The organism is Streptococcus sp. HMSC066F01 (assembly GCF_001837335.1).
Taxonomy (GTDB): domain Bacteria; phylum Bacillota; class Bacilli; order Lactobacillales; family Streptococcaceae; genus Streptococcus; species Streptococcus oralis_S.
Window position 1 is genome coordinate 1 of record NZ_KV832085.1, and the last position, 323, is coordinate 323.

Sequence of the window (323 nt, forward strand, 5' to 3'; positions counted from 1 at the left end):
TGATTTCTTGATGCTCAACTTTTGGTTCCGCTGGTTGTTCCGTCTTACCGGCCAACAAAGCTTCAACCTTGGCTTTCAACTCATTGTAGCGAGCTTCATATGCCACAAAACTTTTTTGACCTTCTGGACTCTTCATTGCCTTCTTTGCAGTCTCAAAATAATTCTTTGCTTCTTCTACATCAGCCTCTAGGAGTTCTTTATTCTCCTCTTCTGGATTATCTGTATAATCCTTAATTGAAGATTCTATATTATCAAGGAATCTTTTGAATTTAAGCGCAATGTTTCGCTCTGCTCCATCTGGAATTTCTTCATCTTCCGCCGGT

Annotated in this window: 1 pseudogene; it reads right to left on the reverse strand. The window is 39.6% G+C overall.

Annotated features, from left to right (window positions below):
• Positions 1 to 323, reverse strand: a pseudogene (locus HMPREF2655_RS09920) (cell surface protein); the annotation flags it as partial.